Here is a 20,340-nt window from a genome sequence, read left to right on the forward strand (position 1 = left end):
ATTTTATATATTTTCGGGGCTTTCCGGACTAAACATATACAATTGATGCTGATTGCTGTATTGTCGGGCCTCCTCTTTTCGTTGCTGTATATCCCTTTCGGTAAGTACCTTAAGGGGCGGTTGGCTGTCGTGGCAGCCCTGCTGCCCATCGGGTTATTCGCTTATTTCTGTAGCTTTATCCCGGCCGTGAGTGCCGGAAACGCCCAGGTTTTCCAGTATCCCTGGATACCTTCCATGGGGGTTAACCTGGATTTCCGGCTGGATGGGCTTTCCTTGCTGTTCAGCCTCCTGATTACCGGTATCGGATCGCTGATTTTCCTGTATGCTTCGGCTTACCTCAAAGGGCATCCGTACCTCGGCCGCTTTTACGCATATTTATGCCTGTTTATGGCGGCAATGCTGGGTGTGGTGCTGTCGGACAACGTGTTGCTGCTTTTTGTCTTCTGGGAGCTGACCAGCATCAGCTCGTTTTTCCTTATCGGCTTCAACAATGATGATGCAGCATCCCGCAAAAATTCGTTAATGGCACTGGCAGTGACGGGCGGCGGCGGGTTCCTGCTGATGGGGGGGCTGGTATTGATGGGCCACCTATCCGGCACCTATTCCATCCGCGAAATGTTTGCCTCCAATGAGTTCCTGAAAGCGCACGCACTGTATCCGCTGATACTGGCCTTGGTATTCATGGGAGCATTTACCAAATCGGCCCAGTTTCCCTTCCATTTCTGGCTGCCGGGGGCCATGAAAGCCCCCACGCCCGTGTCGGCCTACCTGCATTCGGCAACCATGGTAAAAGCGGGTATCTACCTGCTGGCCCGGCTGTATCCAGTATTGGGCGGCACCGATTGGTGGACGTATCCGCTGATCGTGGTGGGCGGGATTACGATGCTTTACAGTGCTTTCCATTCCATCTTCCGCACAGACCTGAAGGGCATTCTGGCATACTCAACCATATCGGCGCTGGGCATCCTGGTATTTCTTATCGGCATCGGCACGACACAAGCGCTCCTCGCAGCTGCGGTGTTCATCCTGGTGCACGCCCTGTATAAAGCATCGCTGTTCCTGACCACGGGGGTTATTGACCACGAAACCGGAACACGCGATGTGACGAAGCTGTCGGGCCTGCGGCTGGTGCTCATGCCCCTTGCCGTGGCGGGTTTGCTGGCAGGTCTATCCAGTGCAGGGCTGCCCTATACGTTTGGCTTCATCGGTAAAGACCTCATCTACGAAGCCACACTGAATACGGGCGGCGCGATGCCGGTTATCTTGACCTCGCTTGCCGTCATCACCAACATCTTGTTGTTATATGCCGGCCTTTTGGCGGGCTTAAAGCCCTTTACCGGCAGTCTGCCGTCGTCGTTCGCCGACATACATCTGCCGCATTGGTTGATGTGGACGCCCCCGGTACTATTGGCGCTGCTGGGCATCGCCTTCGGCGCTTTCCCTGCGCTTGCGGATACGGCCCTACTGAATCCTGCAGCGGCAGCGATGATCAATGAATCGATCGATTCGCCGCTAAAAATCTGGCATGGGTTCAACCTGGTGTTGCTCCTCAGCGGTACTACACTCGTATTGGGTGCGGTATTGTACCTCATGCGCAAACCATCGGCCGCATCCGTTACCTGGATGGCGCGGTTTGATCATATTTCTCCGAAACATATCATGGGCCGTACCGTGCAGTACGCGGCAAAAAGCGCAGCCGTCTACACCAAAACGTTGCATAATGGCTACCTGCGGGTATACCTGTTGTGTATTATCCTGTTTGCGATTGGGCTGCTTGCATTCCGGCTGTTCACGGGCGGGCCGGTGCAGTGGACGATTAATGAACTGGGGCCCGTGACCAGTTATGAACTTATTGTGGCAGGCATCCTTATCGGAGCCATGTACCTTACGGTGACCACCCCTTCGAGGTTGGCGGCCATTGCGGCTATCGGTGTTATCGGCTATTGCATCTGCCTTCTGTTTGTATTCTACAGCGCCCCGGATCTGGCGATGACCCAGTTTACCATTGATACGCTCACCGTGGTGTTGTTTGTGCTGGTATTGTTCAAGCTCCCCCCTTTCCTGAACTTTGCCAACCGCAGCGTGCGTATACGCGACGGTGTGGTAGCTACCTGTTTTGGCGCAATCATTTCGCTCATCGCCATCCAGGTACTGAATGAACCGACCGACAAGACGGTTAGCCAATATTATGGCGACAATGCCTATCTGCTTGCGAAGGGGAAAAATGTGGTCAACGTCATTTTAGTGGATTTCAGGGGAATGGATACCATGTTTGAAATCGTGGTGCTGAGCATCGCGGCCATTGGGGTTTATAGTTTGTTGAAATTACGGCTGCGCGCCTCGGATAAAGATTAACCATGAAGAGTACGATATTAAAAACCGCATCCAGTTATTTGTTGCCCATCTTGCTGCTTTTTTCGATATTCATCCTGTTGCGGGGCCACTACCTTCCGGGGGGCGGGTTTGTAGGGGGGCTTATTGCCTCAATTGCCTTTGTGCTTCATAGCTTCACGCATGACACGGAAGCCACCCTGCAATTGCTTCGCATCCATCCCCGAGCATTGATTCCCGTGGGGCTGGGGGTGTCTGCCCTGAGCATGTTTGTTCCGTTTCTGGGTGGGCTGCCGGTGATGACGGGCCTGTGGTTTGACGAACCCGTACCGGTCATCGGCCTGATCGGCTCGGCTTTGGTTTTCGATTTGGGGGTATACCTGGTGGTCATCGGCGTGGTGTTAACCGTTTTGTTTACCATTTCTCAATATAGCGAATAATATGGAACTCGTTTTCGTCATATTAATCGGGGTACTGTATGCGGGCGGGATTTTTATGCTGCTCCGCAGAAGCATGGTAAGGCTGCTGATTGGCATCGCTCTTTTGGGTAACGGTGCGAACCTGTTGATATTTTTGCTGGGTGGGATTACTAAGGGAAAACCGCCGGTTATCGGCGATGCCGCCAGGGTGTTTACCGACATTTACGCCGACCCCATCCCGCAGGCGCTGATCCTGACCGCCATTGTCATCAGCTTTGGGTTGCAGGCGTTCGCCATTGTCCTGTTGAAGCGGGTTTATGTACTGGTCAATTCAGATGATTTGGATGATTTAAACACACCGGAAGAAGAAGATATATGACCTCCAACGCTGTTGTTTTACCTTTTATAGTCCACTTGTTTACGGCCATCCTGCTGCTTTTTTTCTGGCGCAAAACCGTCGCTCAGCGAATCATCAGCGTGATGGGTAGTACGCTCGCACTGACGGTCGCTATCGGCCTGTTTTCATCTGTATGGAATGACGGTATTCTCACCATGCAGGCCGCTGGGTGGGCTGCACCTTTCGGTATTTCGTTTGTGGCCGATGTATTCAGCAGCAGCATGGTGTTGCTTACTTCGTTTTCGGGGCTTGCTGTTGCCGTCTATTCTGCCACAGGCATATCACGCGGCCGCATGCTTTTTGGGTATTTCCCTATGTTCCATTTCCTGTTGATGGGTCTCAACGGGGCTTACCTCACCGGCGATATTTTCAACCTTTACGTCTGGTTTGAGGTCATCATCATCGCATCGTTTGTACTGATGAGCCTCGGCGGGCGGAAAGCCCAGATTGAAGGTTCGGTCAAATATATGGCCATGAATATTCTGGCGTCTACCTTTTTCCTTACCGGTATCGGCATCCTCTATGGTATCACAGGCTCGCTGAATATCGCCGACTTGTCGCTGAAGGTGGGCGCCATGGAAAACCGTAAGCTGGTAGACATGACCGCTATTTTCTTTATCGTGGGATTCGGTATCAAATCGGCCGTTTTCCCGCTGTATTTCTGGCTTCCGTCGTCATACCATACGCCGCCATCGGCCGTAGCGGCCATATTCGGTGGATTATTGACCAAGGTGGGCATCTATGCGCTGTTCCGTATTTTCACGCTGATTTTTGTACCGGATGATTTCCTGAGCAATTTGTTGATTGTACTTGCCGTACTTACCGTTCTTACCGGCACGTTCGGGGCGGTTATTAAGAACAATATCCGCCGCCTGCTCTCGTACCTGATTGTCTGCCATATCGGCTTTATGGTTGGCGGATTGGGCATGTATTCGGAAGTGGCCCTTGCTGGGGCGTTGTTTTACCTGTTTCACGACATGATGGTGAAGACTAATATTTTCCTCATCGCCGGATTGATACGGAAACTGCGGGGCACCATGAACATGGATAAAATCGGCGGACTGTATGCGGAGTACCCATTGTTGTCGTTGCTGATGGCCGTTGTCCTGTTCTCGTTGGTGGGCATTCCGCCCCTTTCTGGATTCTGGCCTAAAATCTATTTGTTTGAAGCCGGTTTCATGGACCACCATTATGCTTTGGTGGCCGCAATTATCATCGGCAGCTTCGCCACGTTATACGTAATCGCTAAAATGTGGGCAAAGGTGTTCTGGAAAAGCCAACCGGAAGGCATAGCAGGTGTGGAGGACGGATTCCGGCCCATGAGCAATTTCCGGAGATCGTTGCTGGTGGGGCCCATTGTTTTTCTGGCGGCCATTACCTTGTTTATCGGCTTGGGGGCTGAACATATTGTTACGGTAGTTAACCATATTGTCAGGGAAATGAAAGATACCTCGCCTTATATCCAAGCGGTTTTGGAAATGCATGTATCACCATAAAATGAAACGTCATGGCTAAACAATTTTTGATGAACCTGCTGCTTGCCTTTATCTGGGTAGCCCTGACCGGTGCACTTTATTACTCGAATTTCCTGTTTGGCTTCGGTGTGGGTTTTTTCCTGATGTGGGTGATGAACCGCGGCGGAACAGACGACCGCTACTTTACCCGCGTACCGAAGGTTATCGGCTTTTTCCTGTACTTCGTGTATGAAATGGTGAAGGCGAATATACAAGTTGCGTACGACGTGATTACGCCAAAGTATTTTATGAAACCGGGCATCGTCAAATATCCGATGAATGCCAAAACTGACTTCGAAATCAATATGCTTTCCACGGTCATTTCATTGACGCCGGGCACATTGATCATCGATGTCAGTGAAGACCGTAAAGTGTTGTATATCCATGTGATGTACCTCAGGGACAAGGAGCAGTTTATCCGTCAGATTAAGGATGGTTTTGAACGTAGATTATTGGAGGTGATACGATGACGCTAAGCGGTTATATCGATTATGTGATTCTACCCATCTTGGGTTTGTCGTTGTTATTGACATTTGTCCGGCTGTTTAAGGGACCGAATATCGTCGACCGGGTTATTGCCCTTGATTTGCTCATCACCGTCGGCGTAAGCGTCATTACCGTATACAGCATCAGTACGCAGGAGTCGACTTTTATCGATGTGGGGATGATATTAGCCCTGATCGCTTTTTTGGGCACCATTGCTTTTTCGTATTACTTGGAAAAAAGGGGGAGAAAATGACTGACATTATTATCGGTATCCTGTGCACACTTGGTGCACTTACCATCCTTATCGCCGCCGTGGGTATCTTACGTATGCCTGATTTTTACCTGCGGCTTTCTGTCACGGTAAAAGCCGCCACCTTGGGTGGCGGATTGCTCCTTTCTGCCGCGGCAGTTTATTTCACCGACGAAGTTTCGGTAACCACCAAGGCGCTGGCTATTATCTTTTTCTTGATTTTAACCGGGCCGGTTGCGGCTCACCTCATCGGCCGCACAGCGTATGTCATCGGCACCGAACAGTGGAAAGGGACCATAAGGGATGATCTGACCGGCATGTACCACAAAGATTCCACCGAACCGGGTAGTGGCGAGAACGCCGAGGAAAACGGGGGCCATGAAGTCCCGCCGGCCAGTTAAAACACCAAACATACCGGAGCCCCCACGGCAATGCGGTGGCCGGTATCGTTCAACAGGCCCGTTGCGGCATCCCGTGCAAAGATGACCACCTCATCTGACTGCTGGTTGGCCACCAGCAAATGCCGGCCGTCCGGCGAAATGACCAGGTTCCGGGGGCCGACGCCAAGCACGGACTGGTTACTCACCTTGGTCAACTTTCCCGTATCGGAATCCACGGCGTAAATGGCGATGGTGTTTGCGTCGCCCCTGTTTGATGCATACAGGAACCTGCCATCCGGCGATAATTTAACATCGGCAGCACCATCTTCTCCTGAAAAATCGCGCGCGTTGATGTCGGCTTCCTGGATAGCCTCCCATATTCCGTTTTGTTGCTGAAACACCCGTATTTGGCCAGCCATCTCCTCTACCAAATAGATAAACCGGCCATCAGCGGATAGCGCGACGTGGCGGGGTCCGCCGCCCGGTGTTCCCTTGACGAAGGGTTGTCCCGCAGGAACCAACGGCTTATCCGGGCTTTCGGGCCGGTAGTCGTATACCTGAATCTTATCCGTCCCTAAATCCTGCACGTATACCTGTTTTTCATCTGGACTGAAAAAGGCGGAGTGAACGTGCGGTCCCTGCTGCCTATCAGGGTCAGGACCGCTGCCCTTGTGCTGGACCAACTGCTTCAGCTTCCCCAAGCGGCCGTCCGCCTGGATGGGGAAAACGCTGATGCTTCCCCCTGAATAGTTGGAAACAATCACATGGGTGCCTTGCCTATCGGTAGCCACGTGACAGGGATGATCGCCCTGCGTAAGCTGTTGGTTCACCAATGTCAGTGTTCCGGACGCTTCGTCATAACGGTACGCACTTACCGCTCCCTGCCCGCCGCCATTTTCGTTTGCGGCATAGACGTACAGGCGATCGGCACTAAGGGCAAGAAAAGAAGGGTTGTCTGCGGCAACCGAATTTTTAGGCGTAGCCTGTCCGGTGGCCGCATCAAACGTATAAGCGTAAATCCCCTGGCTCTTACCGGTGTTGGTATACGTACCGATGAGCAAATTAAGTTGTTGTTGGGCAAAAAGTGTCATCGGTAATGTTAACAAACCAAATACTGCCAGTGTTTTCATGAACTTATCCTAACCCCAACAACCGCTTATTACTCTCTTCATCGGCCTTTCCTCCTGCGAAATCATCGAATGTTTTCTCCGTGACACGGATAATGTGATCGTTGATGAACACAGCCCCTTCGCGGGCGCCATCCTCAGGATGTTTGAGGGCACACTCCCATTCCATCACGGCCCAGCCCTTGAAATCATAGGCAGTCAGTTTACTGAATATCGCCTTGAAGTCCACTTGCCCGTCGCCCAACGATCGGAACCTGCCCGCGCGCTCCACCCAACCCGAATAGCCACCATAAACGCCCTGCTTACCCGTTGGGTTAAACTCGGCATCCTTCACATGGAACATCTTGATGCGCTCATGGTAATGGTCGATATACGCCAGGTAATCCAGGCATTGCAGCACGAAATGCGAAGGATCATACAGCAGGCAAGCCCTGGGGTGGTTATCCACCTTTTCCAGAAAGCGCTCATAGCTAACACCATCGTGCAGGTCCTCCCCCGGGTGAATCTCGTAACATACGTCAACACCATGTTCGTCAAACACATCCAATATGGGGCGCCAGCGTCTGGCCAGTTCCGTAAAGCCGGTATCCACCAGTCCCTGCGGGCGCTGTGGCCAGGGATAAACGGTATGCCAAAGCAATGCGCCGCTGAACGTGGCATGGGCATCCAGGCCGAGGTTACGGGAAGCCTGAGCGGCGTATTTCAGTTGCTGCACGGCCCATTCGGTACGCGCCTTCGGATTGTTGTGGTATTGCGCCGGAGCAAACCCGTCGAACAGTTGGTCATATGCTGGATGCACAGCGACCAGCTGCCCTTGCAGGTGCGTAGACAGTTCGGTAATTTCCAAACCGATTTCGTTGATCATGCCTTTAACATCATCGGCATAGGTTTGGCTTTCGGCCGCCTTCTGGAGATCAAAATAATTAGTTGCCCACGTTGGGATCTGTATTCCTTTGAATCCCAAATCTTTTGCCCACCGGCAGATGGATTCCAGCGTATCAAATGGGGGAGTATCGCCTAAAAATTGCGCCAGAAAGATGCCCGGTCCCTTAATTGTTTGCATAGCGTATCGTCTTGTTTTGAATATCAGTGAATAGTTGTACTTATACCGTAAAAGGCGTCCATTTCTCGTCGCTTTCATTGCTCCGGATAACGCAGTCAAGGAATGCCATTCCCCTTACGCCATCCGCCACCGACGGAAAATCATATTCTCCGGCCTGCCACTCTTTTCCGGCCAATTTCGCTCCTAACGCCCAGGCAAAGCTTTTATACAGGTTGCCAAACGCTTCCAGGTAACCTTCAGGATGGCCTCCCGGCGTACGGCAGAACGCCGCTACCTCGGGCGACATGCCCCCGGCTGCCGCGCGGAAAATCTGTGTTGGCTGATCCAGCCACTTCACCAGCAAACTGTTGGGTTCCTGCTGGCTCCATTCCAATCCGCCGTTCTCGCCATAAACACGTATTTTCAAGGCATTTTCTTCACCTGCGGCCACCTGCGAGGCGATTAACACGCCGCTCGCACCACCATCGAATCGCAGCAGGATATTGCCGTCGTCTTCCAACTTCCGGCCCGCTACATAAGTATACAGCGCTGCGCAGAGGTGCGTGGTACGCTGCCCCGAAATGAACTCCGCGAGGTGCAGTGCATGCGTACCGATATCGCCCATACAGCCGCTCTTTCCAGATTTGGCGGGATCCGTACGCCATGATGCCTGCTTGTTGCCGTCCTGTTCTGACGACCTGCTGAGCCATCCCTGCGGATACTCGACATACACCTTACGGATTTTACCCAAGGCACCGTCACGCACGAGCTTCCTCGCCTGCCGTACCATGGGGTAACCCGAATAGGTATGCGTAAGCAAAAACAAGAGTCCCGTTTCCGCTGCTTTCTGCTGCAATTGTTTGGCTTCATCCAGATCAAAAGTCATCGGCTTATCCAGTACCACATGAAAGCCGTTTTCCAGGGCCATCATGGCCGGTTCGAAATGCACATGATTGGGCGTAACAATACTCACAAAGTCCATGCGCTCCCCTTCTGGCAGCTGGCGTTCCTGTGCTATCATTTCCTGATAGCTCCCGTATACACGGTGCTCGGGCAGAAAAAGCGCTTCGCCGCTTTCCTTAGACCGTCCGGGATCTGAACTGAACGCTCCGCAAACCAATTCAATCAATCCGTCCATGTTAGCGGCTATGCGGTGTATTTCACCGATGAAGGCGCCTTTTCCGCCGCCTACCATGCCCATCCGAAGTTTACGATTGATACTGTTGTTGATCATAATATGAGAATTTAACTATTAAAACGGAATGTTATCGTTGGCACATCGTTGGTTAACCATCTCCACAAAAATAGCACTCTTGGCCAAATAAGGAGGACTTTCCGTCAACTATTTTTAGCGTGGCGAATCGTTCACCGCCCCACCGCACACCGTTGAAAGTCAACCCTCATAATCGTGAAAATGTGTTAAATTTGGTTAAATAGCGGCACGGTTGCTATCAAATTATGTACATTAGCCCGCAGAACAGCGGCGTTTGGCGCATTATGTTTCTTGCAATACGGAATGGTTAAGGTATGTCTGTTGGCTATTGTCGTCTTTACATCGCTGGTTGCGGCATGCCGCCACGGCGTGAAGCCGCAGCCGGTGGCACGATCATATGATAAATACCTCTATCCGGCAGATTTGCAAGGGGTGGTACCCGAGGGCGTTACAGGCGATGACAGCATCCAGTTGGCGCGGGCTTATATAGAACAGTGGTTACGGCAGCAGGCGTTGCTACATCATGCCCAGCGCAACGTCAACATCAACACGAATCGCCTGGAGCGGCAAGTGGAAGAATATAGAAACGGGCTCATTGTCTATGAATATGAACAGGCCTTGGTTGGCCAAAAACTGGATACGGTGGTAACCGATCAGCAGGTCCAGGATTTTTATCAAACGCGCAAGGAACTGTTCATCCTTAAACAGCCTATCCTGAAGGTATCGTATATACAGCTGAAGAAGGATGCACCGGAACTTGATCGGGTAAAACGCTGGTTTGGGTCCACGGATTTCAAGGAGCGGGATTTGCTGGAAAAATACTGCGCCATGTATGCTACCCAGTATGCGCTACACGATACCTCGTGGCATTACGTGGATGAACTGCAGCGGAAAATCCCCTTGTCGGAGATCAGTGAGGCACAATACGGGCAAACAGGCCGAATTTTTGAAATAATTAAAAATAATGAATTATATCTGATAATTTTGCACGATTCAAAATTCAGGGATACCCGTTCGCCGATGTCGCTGGTCAGGCATGACATCCGCAACCTGATTCTGAACAAACGCAAAATTGAATTGATAGACCAAATGCAAAAAAGCATCGTGAGCGATGCCCGCAAAAAGAACGATATCGAAATATATAACTAAATGAGTAGACATAACTGCATTTTTCTGGTTTTGGCAATCGTAGGAGCCACCAACTTGGCCATAGGCCAAGAATCGCGGGTTATTGATAAGGTGGTAGCGGTAGTGGGTTCTAACATCATCCTGCAATCGGAAATCGAAATGCAATATGCCCAATACCTGGCCCAAGGCAATAAGGCTGACGAGGATTTTAAATGCTATATTCTCCAGCAACAACTCACGCAAAAACTGCTGGCCCAGCAAGCTGCCATTGACTCCATCGAAGTGAGTGAAAGCGAGGTTGACGACCAGATCAATGCGCGTTTGCGCTATATGGCGAACCAGGCGGGTGGGCAGGAGCGCCTTGAACGGTTCCTGAACCGGTCGTTGCTCCAATACAAAGAAGAGATGCGCCCCAGCATATACGAACAGATGAAAGCCGGCAAAATGCGGCAAAACATCGTTTCGGGCATCGATGTGACGCCACTGGAGGTAAAGCGGTATTTTGAATCGCTGGAAAAAGACAGTTTACCTTATTTCAGCACCGAGGTGGAGGTGGGCGAAGTTGTGGTATACCCACAACTTACACGAGAAGAGAAGCAACGGTTCCGCGACCGTGCGGAGGAACTCCGGAAACAAGTGGTAGAAGGTGCTGATTTTGCAACGGTAGCCCGGCTGTATTCCGAGGATAAAGGATCGGCCGCGTATGGAGGTGACCTTGGGTTTCACACCCGTGACATGATGGTGAAGGAATTTACCGCAGTGGCCTTCCGCTTGAAGCCCGGCGAAATCTCTCCGGTATTTGAATCGGAGTTTGGTTTCCATTTCCTGCAAGTGCTGGAACGGCGGGGCGAGGAAGTTCATACCCGCCATATATTGATCCAAATCAAGCCCACCTCAGCGAGCCTGGACAGGGCCAAAGCGCATATCGACAGCATCTATGGACAGGTGGTCGATAAAAAACTCGATTTTTATACCGCTGCAACGCTTTATTCTGACAACAAGGAAACCAAGTACAACGGCGGGATGTTGCTTAACATGGAAAACCAGCAAGGCCGGACAACATTGATCCCCATCGAAAAACTGGATGCCTCAATCTTCACGGCCATTGACACCTTACAACCGGGGCAGTATTCGCGCCCCGCGCAATTTACCGACCATACCGGCAAGACCGGATACCGGTTTACCTACCTGAAATCGAGGACACCGCCCCACCAGGCTAACCTGGAGCAGGATTTCGCGAAAATCAAGGAAGCTGCCCTTGACGACAAGATTAACCGCCGACTGAGCGAATGGTTCGAAAGCCGTCGTAAGGTGACGTTTATCTCCATCAATGAGGCGTATCGTCAATGCGATGAACTGAAAATCTGGTTGACGGGGGAAGAACAGTAGTGGTGATGGGTGGTTGGTGATGGGTGGTCGGTGATGGGTGGTCGGTGGATGGTGGACGGTTAGCGTTCAAATAGCATTTCAATAACCACGCGCCACTGGAAATCGGGCTGGAGTTGCCATATCCGCACGTAATTGCACATGATTTGGTCAGTTGCGGTAGCTACCTTGGCCGTACCGTAGGAATAGGCCAGTTCCCCGCTATAAGAGCGACTGGCCACCAACGACTCCGCTTCAATGGCGATATCTTGTTTATCAACGAAAGCAAGGATATTCTTCTTCCCTACAATCGGCGTATGCCAGGGGAAATAAAAACGGGCATCCTCCGCCACGAATTCGCCATAGGCCACTTCAGCGTTTGACTTTAATACCGCAGACAATAACTGGTCATTCTGTAAGACAATCTCTTTCCGTTGCTGTATCCGCTCTTTGGTCCTGAAGCGGGTATAGTCCTTATCGTCCGGCTCAATATACTGGAGATCGGGTTCTTCCTTTCGCCCATGGTGTTCTACTGTTGCCCGAAGGTCTATCTTCCAATTGCCTTTACGGTCGCGCCGCCATACCGCCAAGTATTCACCGTACCGCTTTACGGCACCTACCCGCTGGAATGACATCGGGCCGGCCGTCACCCCCCATTCCATGCTTTTCGCTACCGCGGCAAATGTAGGTTTCCACGTCAGCACATCCGGAATATTGGGCCGGTTATTCAGGTAGCTCCGGGCCTCCACCGGAGACGGCACAAAAAAAATGGTGTTTTCATCAACCACCGAAAGCAGCGCAGCATGCGGCCCCACTGTGGCCGACAACCTTGCCGCTGTGCGATCTGCAGCGAGCAAACTTCCCACTTTACCCAATAATTGGGCAGATGAAGGAATGAACAGGGTGAGTAAGCAGCCAAGTATGCTAAAGCGGAGCATGTATACCATGTTATCAAATCTTATTCCAAAGCGTCCCTTCTTTACTGTCTTTGAGCTGGATGCCCATGGCGCTGAGCCCCTCCCGGATGCGGTCGGACATCGCATAGTCTTTATTCTGCTTGGCTTCGTTGCGCAAGGCAATGACCACCGCCATCAATTTATCGAAATCGTCTGAACCGGTATTGTCGTCAACCAGACCGAGCACATCGTAAACAAACTGCTGCATCAATACCCTCAATTGCTCAAGGGAAGCCGCATCAATCGCAAGCTTGCCGTCATAGCTGCTATTGATGATACGTACCGCCTCAAACAGTTCAGCAATCAGGATGGGGCTATTAAAGTCATCGTTCATGGCCGCGTAGCACCGTTGCCGCAACCCTTCAATATCCACATCGGCTTTCTGGGCCGTGGCTTTCAATTTCGGCAGCAGAGCCATGGCGTTCATCAGCCGTTTATATCCCTTGTCTGCGGCGTCAAGCGCCTCGTTGGAAAAGTCGAGCGTGCTCCGGTAGTGCGCCTGAAGCATAAAAAAGCGGACGGCCATGGGCGAGTAGCCACGGTTCAGCAAGAGATGGCTTCCACTGAACAGTTCATGCGGCAAAAAGCCGTTGCCGGCCGACTTGGACATGCGTGCGCCGTTTACCGTAAGCATGTTGGTATGCATCCAATATTTCGCAGGTTGCGTGTGGTTGCAGGCCTGCGACTGCGCAATCTCGTTGGTATGATGCGTAGCCGCCAGATCCATCCCCCCACCGTGGATATCGAACTGTTCGCCCAGGTACTTGCTGCTCATGGCCGAGCATTCGATATGCCAACCCGGGAAGCCGACGCTCCATGGCGAAGGCCACCGCATGATATGTTCCGGCTTGGCCTTGATCCACAAGGCAAAATCCAACCGGCCGCGCTTTTCATCCTGCCCGTTTAGCTCACGCGTATTGTTGAGCAGGTCGTCCAGCTTGCGATTGGTCAGGATGGTATAATCATGATCCTGCACATACTTTTCCACATCGAAATATACCGTGCCGTTTACTTCATAGGCATATCCATGCGCAATGATTTTCTTGACCATTTCGATCTGCTCCGAAATATGGCCCGTTGCCGTGGGTTCAATGCTCGGAGGCAAGGTATTGAAGAGCCGCATCACCTCATGGAAGCCCAAGGTATACTTCTGTACAATCTCCATCGGTTCCAGCCGCTCCAGTTTGGCCTTTTTGGAAAACTTGTCGTCTCCCTCATCGTTATCCCCTTCCAGGTGGCCGGCATCGGTGATGTTGCGCACGTAACGTACCTTATAACCCAGGTGCAGCAGGTAGCGGAAAATCAGGTCGAAAGACACAAATGTGCGGCAGTTGCCAAGATGCACGTCGCTATATACCGTGGGGCCACAGACATACATGCCCACAAAGGGGGGATTCAGCGGCTCAAACTTTTCCTTCTTCCTTGTTATGGTATTGTAAAGAACCAATTGGTTATCCATGGGCGCGAAAATACGAATTTATTTCTGCCGGAAATACACTTGGATGGGCACCCCCTCAAAATCAAAATGTTCCCGCAGTTTGTTTTCAATAAAACGACTGTAAGGTTCTTTGATGTATTGCGGTAAGTTACAGAAAAAGGCAAACATAGGGGATTTTCCGGGCAGCTGGGTAACGTATTTGATTTTGACGTATTTGCCCTTTACCGCAGGCGGAGGATAGCTTTCGATGATGGGTAGCATCACATCGTTCAACTTCGACGTGGGTATTTTCTTGACTTTATTCTCATAAACCTTGGCGGCCGCTTCTATGGCCTTGAAAATCCGCTGCTTTTCGACCACGGAGGTAAAAACAATCGGTACATCGGTAAAAGGAGCGATCTTTTCCCGGATGAGATCTTCGAACACCTTGGTGGTCTTGTTATTTTTCTCGATTAGGTCCCATTTATTTACAAGGATAACCACCCCTTTGCGGTTTTTTTCGGCCAAATGAAAAATATTGATATCTTGCGCTTCAATCCCCTCCGTAGCGTCCAGCATCAATATGACGACATCCGACTCTTCCAACGCTTTGATGGTGCGCATCACCGAGTAAAACTCGATGTTTTCCTTCACTTTCGCCTTACGGCGCAGCCCTGCGGTGTCGATGAGAACGAAGTCGTGCCCGAATTGGTTGTAATGAATCCGGATGGAGTCTCTCGTCGTGCCGGCAACGGGCGTAACAATGTTCCGCTCTTTACCTACGAGGGCATTGATAAGGGACGATTTGCCCACATTTGGCCGGCCCACAATAGTGTATTTCGGACGTTCGTCCGCTTCCGGATCTTCCTGCCCGAAATGCTGCACCACTTCGTCCAGCAATTCTCCCGTGCCCGAGCCTGTAATGGACGAGATTGGATAAATTTCTCCCAGCCCGAAACTGTAGAATACAGTGGCTTCTTGCTGCAACAACGGATGATCTACCTTATTGACCACCACAAAGACCGGCTTCTTGCTGCGGCGGAGCACATCGGCAATGGCATCGTCCAGATCAGTTATTCCGGTGATAACATCCACCATAAACAGGATGACGGACGCCTCTTCAATGGCAATAAGCACCTGTTCGCGGATGGCTGCCTCAAACACATCGTCAGACCCATGTACGTACCCGCCCGTATCAACAACCGTAAAGTTCTTGCCCGTCCATTCGGCTTGGCCGTAATGCCGGTCGCGGGTAACACCACTGAAGTCGTCTACAATGGCCCTGCGGCTCTCGGTCAGCCGGTTATACAGGGTCGATTTCCCGACATTCGGCCGGCCTACTATTGCGATGATATTTGCCATAAGACTGCAAAGGTAAGGATAACGAATGGTTTATCGGGCATTTATGAACTAACTACGATCGGAGCAACGTTAACACATCGTCTAAGTAAGTCCGATCATTTGCCAGCCGAGGTACCTTGTTCTGTCCGCCGAGTTTGCCCCGAGCTTTCATCCAGCGATAGAACGTACCGTCTGGAGCATTGTGGATGATGGGGAAACGCAACGCCAGATCGTTGAAGCGCTTCGCATCATAATCCGAGTTGACTTCACGCAACGTGGTATCCAGCACCCTGCAGAACGTATCAAAATCGTTGGGTTGTTCATCAAATTCAATGATCCACTCGTGCGCACCTGCCTCCTCCCCCTGGAAATAAACCGGCCCGGCAGTATAATCACGGATGGCCGCCCCCGTTTCCGCGCAGGCCCGCCGCAGCGCTTCGTCCGCATTATCCACGATAACCTCCTCCCCAAACGTATTGATATACTGCTTGGTGCGTCCGGTAATCTGGATACGGTAAGGATGGAGATTGACGAATTTGATCGTATCGCCCACGATGTAACGCCATAAGCCTGCGTTGGTAGAAATCACCAACGCATAATTTTTCCCCAATTCCACCTCATGCAAGCCCAATGTCTTCGGCTGTTCATCATGCAGGTTTTCCACCGGCAGAAACTCATAATAGATGCCGTAATCAAGCATGAGCAACAAATCTTCTGAATCCGACTGGTCCTGCAAGGCAAAATACCCTTCCGAGGCATTGTAATTCTCCAGGTAATACATCCGGTCAGAAGGAATCAGCTTTTTGAATTGCTCGCGGTATGGTTTGAAGCTCACCCCGCCGTGGCTGTAAAATTCCAAGTTGGGCCATACTTCCAGCAAGTTTGCCTTACCCGTTATCTCCAGGATACGCTTGGCCAGCACCACATTCCAAGTGGGCACGCCCGACAGGTTGGTTACATTCTCAAGAATCGTCAATTGAGCCACATTTTCGATCTTCTCTTCGAAGTTGGGGTTCAGTGTCGTTTCGACATCGGGGGTACGGTTTAATTCTGCCCAGAACGGCAGGTTACGGATAATGATGGACGAAAGATCGCCATAATAGGAATCTGAATTGAAGCTGTTGATTTGCGAGCTACCCCCCAGCACCACCGCTTTCCCGGTCAGTATTTTCGTGTCCGGGCGGTTGTGGCAATACACAGACAGCATGTCTTTACCGCCTTGGAAATGGCAGTCTTCCAGTGCCTCTTCGCTGACGGGAATAAACTTACTGCGATCTGCCGTGGTACCCGACGATTTGGCAAACCACTTGATATCCGAAGGCCATAAGATATTCTGCTCCCCTTTAATCATGCGGTCGATATAAGGCTTCAGGCTGTTATAGTCCTGTAAAGGCACCCGTTCCTTGTAAGTTTCAGCAGTCAGTATAGAGCTGTAGCCGTATTTCTTACCCCATTCCGTGGCTTCAGCCGCGGAGATGAGGCTTTGGAACCATTCGTCCTGCACCTCGTGCGGATATTTCATGAAAAGCTCGATTTGGTGAATCCGCTTTTTCATGATCCAAGTGAATATTGAATTGATGAGGGCCATAGGTGTTATAGCTTTTTTCTACGCAGCTCAAAGTTGCGGCCCAGGTAAAACTTACGGGCCATTTCATTGACCGAGATTTCTTCGGGCGTGCCGGCAAGCATAATCTTACCTTCGGTAAGCAAGTATGCCCTGTCGGTAATGGACAGCGTTTCCTGCACGTTATGGTCGGTAATCAAGATACCAATGTTACGGTGTTTGAGTTTAGAAACTATCGTCTGGATTTCCTCTACGGCGATGGGGTCAACACCGGCAAAAGGCTCGTCAAGCAAGATAAAATTAGGATTTGCCGCCAAAGCACGGGCAATTTCTGTACGGCGGCGCTCGCCTCCCGAGAGCAAGTCGCCCCGATTTTTGCGGACACGATTCAAGCTGAATTCTGCCAGCAATTCCTCCAGTTTTTCCTGCCGCTCCGCTTTATCCTGGTAATGGATTTCCAACACGGCCATGATATTATGTTCCACCGATAGTTTCCTGAACACCGAGGCTTCCTGTGCCAGGTAACCGATCCCCTTCTGTGCCCTGCGGTACATCGGGTCTTCGGTAATTTCCTCGTCGTCCAGGTAAACATGGCCTTCATTAGGCTTGATAAGGCCCACTATCATGTAAAACGATGTGGTTTTGCCCGCCCCGTTGGGTCCCAGCAGCCCCACAATTTCTCCCTGCGACACTTCAAACGACACATCGTTTACCACCGTGCGCTGCCTGTATTTCTTGATAAGGTGTTCTGCTCTTAGTATCATTTCGTAGTGCCTAACCGGCTTTAACTAAATCCGGATGTCCTTTATATTCAATTGGATGTTTCTTTTGCTTCGCCAAACGTTTTCCTCGATGGTATAACACATATCGAATACACTGCCCCGGTTAATCGCCTCCGCATACCCTCCCAGCCCAAAACCTATACAATCAAACGCGGCCGTGCCCGGCTGCATCACCGTCATTTTGAGGTGGCTGCCGCCCACAACCGCCGCGGGACCACAAACCCCGACCCCCTTACTGAGGAACAGAGGTGTCTCGTTCTGCGGCCCGAATGGCTCAAACTGCCGCAAAATACGGAAAAACTTGGCATCAATGGCCGACATGTCCAACACGGCATCGATCAGAATCTCCCGTTGCAGCATATCCGGGAGGATATTAGCCGACACCACCTCTTCGAACCGCTGCTGGAACAGCGGGATGTTTTCAGGCTTCATGGTCAACCCGGCGGCGTATTTATGCCCCCCGAACTGATCAAGCAGGTCGCTGCAGGCATTAAGCGCTTCATACAAATCAAAGCCCATTACAGATCGCGCCGATCCAGTCACATGTCCGTTCGTTTGCGTAAGCACCACGGTAGGCCGGTAATATTTCTCGGTAAGCCGTGTAGCCACGATACCGATAACCCCTTTATGCCAGTCCGGCCGGAACACCACGGTACTTTTCCGTTCCTGCAGGGCCTCGTCGCCATCAATCATAGCCAATGCCTCTTCGGTAATCCGCACATCGAAATCCTTGCGCTGGGCATTCTGCACATCAATGCTGCTGCTATATACGGATGCCTCCTGCATGGATTTCGAAACCAATAATTTAACCGCATCCTTCGCATGATCTATCCGCCCCGCGGCGTTGATGCGGGGGCCAATCTGGAATACAATGTCGTTTACGGTAAAGTTGCCCGTTTTATGGGTAGACAAATCAATCAGCGATTGCAGGCCGCAGCAGGGATTGCTGTTTAACTTTTGAAGCCCGAAATGCGTAAGCACGCGGTTTTCGCCCGTAATGGGTACCATATCCGACGCGATGCCCACGGCAACCAGATCCAGGTATTGGTAACATTGGTTGACATCCATGTTATTTTTCAGGATAAACGCTTGGATGATTTTGAAACCAATGGCACAGCCCGGCAGCTCCTTATAAGGATAAGGGCAGTCGGCACGCTTGGGATCCAGAACCGCTACAGCATCCGGTAACCGGTCGCCCGGCAGGTGGTGATCGCCGATGATGAAATCGACGCCGCGTTGCCGGGCGTATGCGATTTTATCGACAGCCTTGATACCGCAGTCCAACGCGATAACCAACGAAAAGCCTTGATCAGCAGCATAGTCAATGCCTTGAATGGATATCCCATACCCTTCTGTATAGCGGTCGGGCAAATAAAACTCGAGCCGTGAATGGAACTGCCGGAAGAAGCTGTACACCGTGGCCACGGCCGTGGTGCCGTCCACATCGTAGTCACCGTAGATGAGCACTTTCTCGTTATTGCCGATCGCCCGTTCGATACGCGCAATGGCCTTATCCATATCGCGCATCAGAAAGGGGTCGTGAAGCGCGGATAGGTCCGGACGGAAAAACCGCTTAGCATCCTCGAAACACCCAATACCCCTGCTAACCAGCAGATCTGCCAAAATCATGCTGATACCAAGTTCATCACGGAGCTTTTGTGAAGCCGCGGGATTATGGCATGAAGCGATAGCCCATCTTTTCTGCATATGTTTCCTCTATATAAGCTGTCCTCAATGGCAGCCGAGAGATCGATAAATCTGCCTCTTATGCAAACGCAGGCACTTGCATAAAAAGCAATTTTACCTAAGTTTGTATCCTACGAAGCTGTAAAGATAAAAACATGCAAGCACATTCTTTATTCGAAGGTTCATTTTCCGTCGATTCATCCAAAAAGTTCATTCCATTTGACGCCAGCAAAGACAATAAGAAAGACCGCCCGGGGTCGCTATTTATCCACGTGCATCCATTTCTAATTGAATCGGCGGCCGGACTGCTGCTGCTCGATACCGGCATTGGCCACACGCTGCCTGATGGTACGCTGCAATTGCATAATAATATACGCAAAGCCGGTTTTGAACCAAGCGACATCCGATACGTACTGCTGTCGCACCTGCATAAAGATCATGCAAGCGGCATGGTGCTGGAACAAGACGGACAATTGCGGCTGGCATTTCCAGACGCCGAATATGTCATCCAGCGAGGCGAATGGGAAGACGCTTATAGCGGCAAGTCAGACTCCTACAAAACAGAGCTGTTCGATGTGCTGCAACGAAGCGGCAACTTGTTGTTGATAGATGGCGACGGCATACTGAACAACGAAGTCAGCTATGAAGTTTCAGGAGGCCACACACCCCATCATCAGGTATTCCATATCCGCACAGGGGGCGAGCATTACTTTTTCGGGGGCGACGAAGCCCCGGAGCCTGAACAGTTTTTCCGCCAATTTGCGGCGAAATATGACTATGATGGGCGGAAATCCATGACCCTGCGTCAACAGTACTTTGAACAGGGGTGTGCCGAAGGCTGGGTGTTTCTGATGTACCATTCTACCAACATCGCTATCGGGCGGCCCGAACCAAAAGAAACCGGAGGCTACCGCCTGGTAGATGCCACAGGGGGATAGCCTT

At 51.3% G+C, this 20,340-nt stretch carries 19 protein-coding genes; 10 read left to right on the forward strand and 9 right to left on the reverse strand.

Annotation, left to right across the window (positions count from 1 at the left end; genetic code table 11):
• Positions 1 to 45 precede the first annotated feature (45 nt).
• The 7 genes from BM030_RS03650 to mnhG are packed head-to-tail and all read left to right on the forward strand — an operon-like array spanning position 46 to position 5,798.
• Positions 46 to 2,355 (forward strand): putative monovalent cation/H+ antiporter subunit A, encoded by a 2,310-nt coding sequence (locus tag BM030_RS03650; protein ID WP_090971681.1) that lies wholly within the window; start codon positions 46 to 48, stop codon positions 2,353 to 2,355.
• Positions 2,356 to 2,357: 2 nt separating this feature from the next.
• Positions 2,358 to 2,771 carry a Na+/H+ antiporter subunit B gene (locus tag BM030_RS03655; protein ID WP_090971267.1) on the forward strand — a complete coding sequence of 138 codons (414 nt, stop codon included), beginning with the start codon at positions 2,358 to 2,360 and terminating at the stop codon, positions 2,769 to 2,771.
• A 1-nt stretch (position 2,772) separates the two neighbouring features.
• Positions 2,773 to 3,129 carry a Na+/H+ antiporter subunit C gene (locus BM030_RS03660; RefSeq protein WP_090971269.1) on the forward strand — a complete coding sequence of 119 codons (357 nt, stop codon included), beginning with the start codon at positions 2,773 to 2,775 and terminating at the stop codon, positions 3,127 to 3,129.
• Positions 3,126 to 4,643 (forward strand): proton-conducting transporter transmembrane domain-containing protein, encoded by a 1,518-nt coding sequence (locus tag BM030_RS03665; protein ID WP_090971271.1) that lies wholly within the window; start codon positions 3,126 to 3,128, stop codon positions 4,641 to 4,643. The genes BM030_RS03660 and BM030_RS03665 overlap by 4 nt, the downstream gene beginning before the upstream one ends.
• Positions 4,644 to 4,654: 11 nt before the next feature.
• Entirely contained in the window at positions 4,655 to 5,131 is a 477-nt protein-coding gene (locus tag BM030_RS03670) for a Na+/H+ antiporter subunit E (protein WP_090971273.1), read from the forward strand.
• The gene (locus BM030_RS03675; protein ID WP_090971275.1) at positions 5,128 to 5,400 is read left to right on the forward strand and encodes a cation:proton antiporter; all 273 of its coding nucleotides are present in this window, start codon (positions 5,128 to 5,130) and stop codon (positions 5,398 to 5,400) included. Before BM030_RS03670 ends, BM030_RS03675 begins: the two co-directional genes overlap by 4 nt.
• Positions 5,397 to 5,798 (forward strand): monovalent cation/H(+) antiporter subunit G, encoded by a 402-nt coding sequence (gene mnhG, locus BM030_RS03680; protein WP_090971278.1) that lies wholly within the window; start codon positions 5,397 to 5,399, stop codon positions 5,796 to 5,798. The genes BM030_RS03675 and mnhG overlap by 4 nt, the downstream gene beginning before the upstream one ends.
• Here mnhG and BM030_RS03685 read toward each other — a convergent pair.
• The 3 genes from BM030_RS03685 to BM030_RS03695 are packed head-to-tail and all read right to left on the reverse strand — an operon-like array spanning position 5,795 to position 9,180.
• Positions 5,795 to 6,907, reverse strand: a complete 1,113-nt coding sequence (locus BM030_RS03685) for a lactonase family protein (RefSeq protein ID WP_090971280.1) — start codon at positions 6,905 to 6,907, stop codon at positions 5,795 to 5,797. The two genes, mnhG and BM030_RS03685, sit on opposite strands and share 4 nt — an antisense overlap.
• Positions 6,908 to 6,911: 4 nt before the next feature.
• Positions 6,912 to 7,967, reverse strand: coding sequence for a sugar phosphate isomerase/epimerase family protein (locus BM030_RS03690; RefSeq protein ID WP_090971282.1), 1,056 nt, complete (start codon positions 7,965 to 7,967; stop codon positions 6,912 to 6,914).
• A gap of 40 nt (positions 7,968 to 8,007) precedes the next feature.
• A complete protein-coding gene (locus tag BM030_RS03695; protein WP_244518653.1) occupies positions 8,008 to 9,180 on the reverse strand; it encodes a Gfo/Idh/MocA family protein in 1,173 nt (390 codons plus the stop codon).
• A 282-nt stretch (positions 9,181 to 9,462) separates the two neighbouring features.
• Here BM030_RS03695 and BM030_RS03700 point away from each other — a divergent pair, with 282 nt between their 5' ends.
• Both BM030_RS03700 and BM030_RS03705 read left to right on the forward strand, forming a co-directional pair.
• Entirely contained in the window at positions 9,463 to 10,308 is an 846-nt protein-coding gene (locus tag BM030_RS03700) for a hypothetical protein (protein ID WP_090971284.1), read from the forward strand.
• Positions 10,309 to 11,676: a peptidylprolyl isomerase gene (locus BM030_RS03705; protein WP_090971285.1), complete on the forward strand. Its 1,368-nt coding sequence runs from the start codon at positions 10,309 to 10,311 to the stop codon at positions 11,674 to 11,676. It abuts the gene before it with no gap.
• 59 nt (positions 11,677 to 11,735) lie between these two features.
• Here the strand turns inward: BM030_RS03705 and BM030_RS03710 are convergent, their stop codons facing one another.
• The 6 genes from BM030_RS03710 to recJ are packed head-to-tail and all read right to left on the reverse strand — an operon-like array spanning position 11,736 to position 19,419.
• Positions 11,736 to 12,599 carry a Cif family virulence factor gene (locus BM030_RS03710; RefSeq protein ID WP_090971287.1) on the reverse strand — a complete coding sequence of 288 codons (864 nt, stop codon included), beginning with the start codon at positions 12,597 to 12,599 and terminating at the stop codon, positions 11,736 to 11,738.
• A gap of 4 nt (positions 12,600 to 12,603) precedes the next feature.
• Positions 12,604 to 14,067: a cysteine--tRNA ligase gene (gene cysS / locus BM030_RS03715; RefSeq protein ID WP_090971289.1), complete on the reverse strand. Its 1,464-nt coding sequence runs from the start codon at positions 14,065 to 14,067 to the stop codon at positions 12,604 to 12,606.
• An 18-nt stretch (positions 14,068 to 14,085) separates the two neighbouring features.
• Positions 14,086 to 15,387, reverse strand: a complete 1,302-nt coding sequence (gene der, locus BM030_RS03720; RefSeq protein WP_090971291.1) for a ribosome biogenesis GTPase Der — start codon at positions 15,385 to 15,387, stop codon at positions 14,086 to 14,088.
• Positions 15,388 to 15,439: 52 nt separating this feature from the next.
• The gene (locus BM030_RS03725) at positions 15,440 to 16,954 is read right to left on the reverse strand and encodes a GH3 auxin-responsive promoter family protein (RefSeq protein WP_090971294.1); all 1,515 of its coding nucleotides are present in this window, start codon (positions 16,952 to 16,954) and stop codon (positions 15,440 to 15,442) included.
• Positions 16,955 to 16,959: 5 nt separating this feature from the next.
• Positions 16,960 to 17,694: an LPS export ABC transporter ATP-binding protein gene (gene lptB / locus BM030_RS03730; RefSeq protein ID WP_090971297.1), complete on the reverse strand. Its 735-nt coding sequence runs from the start codon at positions 17,692 to 17,694 to the stop codon at positions 16,960 to 16,962.
• Between the two features lie 24 nt (positions 17,695 to 17,718).
• Complete coding sequence (gene recJ, locus BM030_RS03735) at positions 17,719 to 19,419, reverse strand: single-stranded-DNA-specific exonuclease RecJ (RefSeq protein WP_090971299.1); 1,701 nt, start codon at positions 19,417 to 19,419, stop codon at positions 17,719 to 17,721.
• Between the two features lie 134 nt (positions 19,420 to 19,553).
• Here recJ and BM030_RS03740 point away from each other — a divergent pair, with 134 nt between their 5' ends.
• The gene (locus BM030_RS03740) at positions 19,554 to 20,336 is read left to right on the forward strand and encodes an MBL fold metallo-hydrolase (protein WP_090971301.1); all 783 of its coding nucleotides are present in this window, start codon (positions 19,554 to 19,556) and stop codon (positions 20,334 to 20,336) included.
• The last annotated feature ends 4 nt before the right edge of the window (positions 20,337 to 20,340 follow it).

Origin of the sequence: Parapedobacter composti, from assembly GCF_900112315.1 — a bacterium.
GTDB classification, from domain to species: domain Bacteria; phylum Bacteroidota; class Bacteroidia; order Sphingobacteriales; family Sphingobacteriaceae; genus Parapedobacter; species Parapedobacter composti.

What these genes read in the sequence shown, in the direction of transcription:
- der (WP_090971291.1), bottom strand. Translation starts at nt 15,387, where the DNA reads ATGGCAAATATCATCGCAATAGTAGGCCGGCCGAATGTCGGGAAATCG.
- BM030_RS03710 (WP_090971287.1), bottom strand. Translation starts at nt 12,599, where the DNA reads ATGGTATACATGCTCCGCTTTAGCATACTTGGCTGCTTACTCACCCTG.
- BM030_RS03690 (WP_090971282.1), bottom strand. Translation starts at nt 7,967, where the DNA reads ATGCAAACAATTAAGGGACCGGGCATCTTTCTGGCGCAATTTTTAGGC.
- BM030_RS03660 (WP_090971269.1), top strand. Translation starts at nt 2,773, where the DNA reads ATGGAACTCGTTTTCGTCATATTAATCGGGGTACTGTATGCGGGCGGG.
- BM030_RS03670 (WP_090971273.1), top strand. Translation starts at nt 4,655, where the DNA reads ATGGCTAAACAATTTTTGATGAACCTGCTGCTTGCCTTTATCTGGGTA.
- BM030_RS03655 (WP_090971267.1), top strand. Translation starts at nt 2,358, where the DNA reads ATGAAGAGTACGATATTAAAAACCGCATCCAGTTATTTGTTGCCCATC.
- BM030_RS03665 (WP_090971271.1), top strand. Translation starts at nt 3,126, where the DNA reads ATGACCTCCAACGCTGTTGTTTTACCTTTTATAGTCCACTTGTTTACG.
- lptB (WP_090971297.1), bottom strand. Translation starts at nt 17,694, where the DNA reads ATGATACTAAGAGCAGAACACCTTATCAAGAAATACAGGCAGCGCACG.
- BM030_RS03740 (WP_090971301.1), top strand. Translation starts at nt 19,554, where the DNA reads ATGCAAGCACATTCTTTATTCGAAGGTTCATTTTCCGTCGATTCATCC.
- recJ (WP_090971299.1), bottom strand. Translation starts at nt 19,419, where the DNA reads ATGCAGAAAAGATGGGCTATCGCTTCATGCCATAATCCCGCGGCTTCA.
- BM030_RS03650 (WP_090971681.1), top strand. Translation starts at nt 46, where the DNA reads ATGCTGATTGCTGTATTGTCGGGCCTCCTCTTTTCGTTGCTGTATATC.
- BM030_RS03700 (WP_090971284.1), top strand. Translation starts at nt 9,463, where the DNA reads ATGGTTAAGGTATGTCTGTTGGCTATTGTCGTCTTTACATCGCTGGTT.
- BM030_RS03725 (WP_090971294.1), bottom strand. Translation starts at nt 16,954, where the DNA reads ATGGCCCTCATCAATTCAATATTCACTTGGATCATGAAAAAGCGGATT.
- BM030_RS03685 (WP_090971280.1), bottom strand. Translation starts at nt 6,907, where the DNA reads ATGAAAACACTGGCAGTATTTGGTTTGTTAACATTACCGATGACACTT.
- BM030_RS03705 (WP_090971285.1), top strand. Translation starts at nt 10,309, where the DNA reads ATGAGTAGACATAACTGCATTTTTCTGGTTTTGGCAATCGTAGGAGCC.
- BM030_RS03695 (WP_244518653.1), bottom strand. Translation starts at nt 9,180, where the DNA reads ATGATCAACAACAGTATCAATCGTAAACTTCGGATGGGCATGGTAGGC.
- BM030_RS03675 (WP_090971275.1), top strand. Translation starts at nt 5,128, where the DNA reads ATGACGCTAAGCGGTTATATCGATTATGTGATTCTACCCATCTTGGGT.
- cysS (WP_090971289.1), bottom strand. Translation starts at nt 14,067, where the DNA reads ATGGATAACCAATTGGTTCTTTACAATACCATAACAAGGAAGAAGGAA.
- mnhG (WP_090971278.1), top strand. Translation starts at nt 5,397, where the DNA reads ATGACTGACATTATTATCGGTATCCTGTGCACACTTGGTGCACTTACC.